Source organism: Streptomyces sp. AcH 505 (genome assembly GCF_000818175.1).
Taxonomy (GTDB): domain Bacteria; phylum Actinomycetota; class Actinomycetes; order Streptomycetales; family Streptomycetaceae; genus Streptomyces.
The window spans coordinates 3,093,377-3,098,818 of record NZ_JTIY01000001.1 but is presented as its reverse complement, the minus strand read 5'-3'; the positions used below and the strand labels follow the sequence as shown (position 1 = coordinate 3,098,818).

Sequence of the window (5,442 nt, the reverse complement as noted above, 5' to 3'; positions counted from 1 at the left end):
CCGGCCCCCGTCACAACGACGTGACGGGGGCCGGGCCGTTTCCGGTGCGGCCAATGTTCGTTACGAAAGAGAGAGTTGTTCCACACAGCACGCAACGCTGAAAGAAGGATTCGAAGAATGAAGCCCATGAAGGTCGCCGTCGTCGTCGCCGGTTCCGTGATGGCTCTCGGTGCCGCCGCCCCGGCGTTCGCCGCCGACGGACTGTCCCCGATGAGCCTGAACGGCGCTCTCGACACCGTGGCGTCCCAGGGGCTCCGTGAGGCGAAGCCGCTGAACACGAACGCGCTGGACACCGAGAACGACGGCTCTCTCGTCAACGCGGTGAAGGACACGGCGGACGGGCTCAACAAGTCGCAGAAGACCGGCTCGCTGCTCGGCGGACTGCCGCTCGGCAAGTAGTGCCATTACGCCGAATGACGGATTTCCCCGCGTCGTGGTGTCATCCGGCGAATTCGGCAACCGCCCGTCCCTACACTGAAACAAACCGTTGAGGAAGGTTATTCATATGAAGAACACCAAGAAGGTCGCACTCGTTATCGCCGCCGCCGGAATGGCCGCCGGTGCGGCTTCGGGCAGCGCCTTCGCCGACGCGGGCGCCGGCGCCGTCGCCGCGCACTCCCCCGGTGTGCTGTCGGGCAACATCGCCCAGGTCCCGCTGCACGTCCCGGTCAACGTGAGCGGCAACACCGTCAACGTCATCGGTCTGCTCAACCCGGCGTTCGGCAACACGGCCGTCAACAACTGACACCGTTGACCGGTCGTCTTTGACGTACCTGCCGAATGCTGAGCGGCTGCGCGGAGTTGGGGCTTCGCGCAGCCGCTCCATCATGCCCGGACCCATACCAGACCTGTACCGGGCCCGTGCCTGACGCAGCCCGGACGTATATCCGAAGAATCGCACGGTCCGCGCCGCGAGGTCGAAGAAGCGTTTCAGCCTTCCCTCGTGACAGCGCTTCTTGAGTGACCGTTGACCCGCTGTGTGCGTTCCTCTTGCATGAACTCCGTCCGCGTTCCCCGCTGGGAGCGCTCAGCGGCACCCGCAGAATTCCTCAACGACCCCGTCTTCCCGCCGGCGCCGACGCCGATCTATTCCGCGCTGGTACGGGAATGGCGTGCCGCGGGCCGCACGGTACCGGCGCAGGGCGAAGCACCGGAGAACGGCATCCGTTCCCGCTTGCAGTAGTGGAGACGTTCCCGGCGCGCCAAGTCCCCGCCGCCTGATGAGCGTCGTACACGTCCCTGCCCCCATGTAATTGAGGAGCTCGAACATGAAGACCATAATCGCGCGTGGTGTCGCTGCCGCCGCCCTGGCCGCCGCTGTCGTCGTCCCGCTGGCGGGCGTTGCCCAGGCCGCCCCGCAGCAGGACCGGTGCGACCACCACGAGAGCTGTGGCCGGCACCACCACGGTCACCACCACGACGATGACGACCTGCTCGGCCTGGGTCTTCATCTCCTCTGATCGCACAGGGCCGCGGGCCCCGGCCGACGGATCGATCCGTCGGCCGGGGCCCGCGCCGTTCTTCTCTGCCGTACCTGTCAGCCGGTCAGGCTGCGCACCGGGAGCAGGCAGTGCGCAGCGGTGGCGAGCATCGTGTCGTCGCCGACGAAGGCCCGCAGCTTCTCCTCGGTGACCGGCACACCCGGCGTCCCGTCCGTCCACGGCTTCGTGGCGACGATGAAGTAGACCTGCCCGCTCTCGCGCGCGTCCTGCTCCCACTCCGGCGGCACGGGGCACTGCGCGTTCAGGTAAGGCATCGTCAGTACGGCCCTGCCCGCCTCCACCAGCAGGGTGATCGCGACGCTGGGCTTCTTCACCACGTCGACGATGTCGCCGCCCGGCTTGAGCCCGATCTCGGAGAGGACGGTACGCATCGTCTCCTCGCCCGCCTCGGCCCCCTCGCGGCCGTCACCGAGGGAGTAGGCGAGCAGGAACGGGGCGTCGCGTTCGCCTTCTGAGGGGTCGCTGGTCCAGGGAATCACCGAGAGGGTGCCCAGCAGCGGGGCGTGTGACGCGGTGTTGGTAGAGGTCATGTTGCGGACAGTACTGGCCTGCGGGTACTCCCTGTGAGCCCATGTCACCCATGTGGGCGACGGCGATCTCGGGTACGTTCGCCGGCGTGCGTAATCAACGGAACGTGACGGACGGGACGGGCTCCGGGGCCGGCGGGGAAGCGGCGACCCCGGAAGCGCCGGTGATCGTGAGCAGCGCGGCGGGCTCCTTCCCCTGGGGCGTGCTGACCCGCCGTCACCCCGCGCTCATCAAGCAGGTGCGGGACGCCTTTCCCTACGAGCCGTGGCAGCACAGCGCCCTGGACGCCCTGCTGGCCTCGGTCACCGACGGCGTGATCGAACCGCTGCCGCCCGGCGCCCACGACGCCGCGCAGTGGGAGGCGTGGGGCGGCGGCGAGCAGTACGGGCGGCGGTGGGGCGACGCTCCGTTCCTGTGGGCGGAGAGTTACTTCTACCGGCTGCTGCTCGGCGCGGTGGGCTACTTCGGCGCGGGGCCCTGGCAGTCGGTCGATCCGTTCGCCCCGTTCAAGCGGGCCGAGTTGCGCGGCGACACCGTCGACAGCGAACTCGCCGCCCTCGACCTGCTCGTACCCCTCCCGGAGCGCGAGCGGGCCGACGCGCTGCTGCGCGCCTCCCTCTGGGGCAACCGCGCCGACCTCGGCTTCCGGCTCGACTCCGCCGGCGGCGAGGCCGCGGAGAAGGACAACCGGCTGGTCGCCGACGACAGCGCGCGGCTGTGGTCCCTGCTGCCGCCCGGCGGCGCCGCGACGGTCCAGCTGGTCGCGGACAACGCGGGACGCGAACTCATCCCCGATCTCGTCCTCGTCGACCATCTGCTGCACAGCGGCCGGGCCGGCCGGGTGGTCCTGCACGTCAAGCCGTGCCCGTACTACGTCTCCGACGCCACGACGGCGGACGTCGTGGACTGTCTGCGCCGGATCGCGGACGCGGACGGCAGCGCGGCGCTGACCGGCCGCAGGCTCTGGGCGGCCCTGGCCGACGGCAGTCTCCAGCTGCGCGCCCACGACTTCTTCCGCGCGCCGCTGCCGTACAGCGCGATGCCCGACGATCTGCGGGCCGAGCTGTCGGGCAGCGCGGTGACGCTGCTGAAGGGCGACCTCAACTACCGCCGCCTGGTCGGCGACCGGCTGTGGCCCGAGACGACACCGTTCGCCACCCTCACCACGTACTTCCCCACACCGGTAGCGGCGCTGCGCACCCTGAAGTCGGACGTGATCGTCGGCCTGGAGGCGCACACCCTCGCCGGACTCGAAGCGGAACGTGACGCGTGGCGCACGAGCGGCACCCACGCCCTCGTCCAGGTGCGGGAGCGACCCTGACCCTCGCCGGGTGGGCCACCGCCGGATTGGCTGACAGCTCCCCGGTCTACTGTGCAAATGGTGTGGCCACGGAAGCGGCCACGCGTGACATCAGCCGATCGGAAAGGCATCTCATGTACGACGCGCTACTGGCGGAGACTGTCACCATCACCGGCCATGGCGGAGACGAAGTGGAGGCGTACGTCGCACGCCCGATGACCCCCGGACCGATCGGCAGCGTCGTGGTCATCCACCACATGCCCGGCTACGACGGGCCGACGAAGGAAATCACCCGCCGGTTCGCCGCCGAAGGCTACGCGGCGATCTGTCCGAACCTCTACACCCGCGAGGCCCCCGGCGCTTCCCCGGACGACGCGGCGGCTGCGGCCCGCGCGCAGGGCGGTGTGCCCGACGAGCGCCTGGTCGGCGACGTGGCAGGCGCGGCCCGCTATCTGCGCGGTCTGCCGTCCAGCAACGGCCGCGTCGGCACGATCGGTTACTGCTCCGGCGGACGCCAGTCGTTCCTGGCCGCCGTCAGCCTGGACCTGCAGGCGGCCGTCGACTGCTACGGCGCGTTCGTCAGCGGCATCCCGCCGAAGGACTTCCCGCTCCAGCTGGAGCCGATCGCCCACCGCTCGAAGGACCTGTCCTGCCCGCTGCTCGGACTCTTCGGCGCCGACGACAAGTACCCGTCGCCCGAGCATGTCGCCGAGCTGGAGCAGGAGTTGAAGGCCCAGGGCAAGGAGTACGAGTTCCACTCGTACGAGGACGCGGGACACGCGTTCTTCGCCGTCGACCGGCCGAGCTACCGCCCGCAGGCGGCGGCGGACGGCTGGAACCGCATCCTCAGCTTCTACGGCCGCACGCTCGCGTCCTGAAGGGACAAACCCATGTGCACCTACCTCACCGTCAAGACCGAGATCGCGGGCAGCGGCAAGGGCCCGCAGGGGTACTTCCCGCTGACCGAGGCGATGGTCTACGTCGACCACCCGCAGCACGCCCCGTACGAGCACACCGTCAACATCGACTTCCTCAACCCCTCCCAGGGCCCGTCGGCGCGGGTCGCTGTGGAGCTGACCGAAGAGGCGGCGCTCGCCCTCATCGAGTCCATCCGCAGCGCCCTGGCCTCGGCCCCACCCGGCCTGGCCTCGTCGGCCGCCGCCTGACCGGCCGGGATCAGCCGATGTTCTGCTGAACCCCCCGTGTACGCCAAAGAGCCCCAGCCGGAGTGATCCGGTTGGGGCTCTGAGCTGCGGTGGACCTGTGGGGATTTGAACCCCAGACCCCCTCGATGCGAACGAGGTGCGCTACCAGACTGCGCCACAGGCCCTTGCAACGAGTGAAACTTTAGCACCCCGGTCGGGGTGCTCGGAAATCCGTTGGTTGCCTGGTCACTCGTTGGCGGCGCGGGGGCGGTCCGCTTCGTCGTACTGGTCGAACAGGGGGGTTCTGCCGTGGTCGCGGCTGCGGCGGGCCGGGGGGGCCGTCGGGGGCTGGGCCGGGTGCGGGGTCGGGTCGGAGGTGCTGGAGCGGGCCGCGCTCCAGGTTTCCGGGTCGCTGACGTCGACCCCGCTCGGGGCGCGCGGCGCCACCGGGGCTGTCACGTACGTCGGGAGCGGGACGGGGACCGGTTCCCAGCTGTCGCCGCCGGCCGGGCCGCGGTCGCGCTGCTGGTCCAGCCACTCCGCGTGGTCGGTCTGCTCGACCAGGGCGCGGCGGCCCGCCTCCTGCGGGGAGACCGAGGGGGTGGGCTCGGGGGCGGGGCCGGGTTCGGGTTCCTCGGCGGGCTCGCCCGGGGCGGCCGACGAGGGCTGGTGGCGGCGCGGGCGGTTCTCGCGCAGCCGCTGCGCCGCCGCCTCCGCCCTGCGCCGGTCCATGGTGAAGGCGAAGCGGCGCCGCTCCTTGGCCCGCAGGTGCACGATGTAGACGCTCAGCAGTATGGCGGGGACGGCGGGCACCCAGAGGAAGCCCAGGCCGCCGACGCCGGCGACGACAGCGCCCAGCGTGAAGGCGAGGAAGAGGACCACGGTGGTACGCCGGCGGCGCGCGAGGAGTTTCGAGCGCCGGGCGCGTTCGGCCGCGGCGCCGCCGTCCGCCGGGCGGGTACGCCGC

Annotated in this window: 7 protein-coding genes, 1 tRNA gene and 1 pseudogene; 6 read left to right on the top strand and 3 right to left on the bottom strand. The window is 70.7% G+C overall.

Translation table 11 applies throughout. From position 1 onward, the window contains the following. Positions 1–117 precede the first annotated feature (117 nt). The 3 genes from HY68_RS14215 (at position 118) to HY68_RS14200 (ending at position 1,460) form a co-directional block, all read left to right on the top strand. Positions 118–399 (top strand): hypothetical protein, encoded by a 282-nt coding sequence (locus tag HY68_RS14215; RefSeq protein ID WP_041988771.1) that lies wholly within the window; start codon positions 118–120, stop codon positions 397–399. Between the two features lie 106 nt (positions 400–505). Further along, on the top strand, positions 506–745 hold the full coding sequence (locus HY68_RS14210) for a chaplin (protein WP_041988768.1): 240 nt from the start codon (positions 506–508) through the stop codon (positions 743–745). 523 nt (positions 746–1,268) lie between these two features. After that, complete coding sequence (locus tag HY68_RS14200) at positions 1,269–1,460, top strand: hypothetical protein (RefSeq protein WP_041988765.1); 192 nt, start codon at positions 1,269–1,271, stop codon at positions 1,458–1,460. A 77-nt stretch (positions 1,461–1,537) separates the two neighbouring features. Here HY68_RS14200 and HY68_RS14195 read toward each other — a convergent pair whose 3' ends face one another. Next, on the bottom strand, positions 1,538–2,032 hold the full coding sequence (locus tag HY68_RS14195; RefSeq protein ID WP_041988762.1) for a DUF5949 family protein: 495 nt from the start codon (positions 2,030–2,032) through the stop codon (positions 1,538–1,540). A 104-nt stretch (positions 2,033–2,136) separates the two neighbouring features. Here HY68_RS14195 and HY68_RS14190 point away from each other — a divergent pair, with 104 nt between their 5' ends. The 3 genes from HY68_RS14190 to HY68_RS14180 all read left to right on the top strand — a co-directional run bounded on the left by HY68_RS14190 (position 2,137) and on the right by HY68_RS14180 (position 4,496). Continuing rightward, the gene (locus HY68_RS14190; RefSeq protein WP_041996049.1) at positions 2,137–3,351 is read left to right on the top strand and encodes a damage-control phosphatase ARMT1 family protein; all 1,215 of its coding nucleotides are present in this window, start codon (positions 2,137–2,139) and stop codon (positions 3,349–3,351) included. Between the two features lie 113 nt (positions 3,352–3,464). After that, complete coding sequence (locus tag HY68_RS14185) at positions 3,465–4,208, top strand: dienelactone hydrolase family protein (protein WP_041988759.1); 744 nt, start codon at positions 3,465–3,467, stop codon at positions 4,206–4,208. A 12-nt stretch (positions 4,209–4,220) separates the two neighbouring features. Beyond that, on the top strand, positions 4,221–4,496 hold the full coding sequence (locus tag HY68_RS14180) for a DUF6295 family protein (RefSeq protein ID WP_041988757.1): 276 nt from the start codon (positions 4,221–4,223) through the stop codon (positions 4,494–4,496). Positions 4,497–4,586: 90 nt separating this feature from the next. Here the strand turns inward: HY68_RS14180 and HY68_RS14175 are convergent. Both HY68_RS14175 and HY68_RS14170 read right to left on the bottom strand, forming a co-directional pair. Then, positions 4,587–4,660, bottom strand: a tRNA-Ala gene (locus HY68_RS14175). 61 nt (positions 4,661–4,721) lie between these two features. Then, a pseudogene (locus HY68_RS14170) lies at positions 4,722–5,442 on the bottom strand (hypothetical protein); the annotation flags it as partial.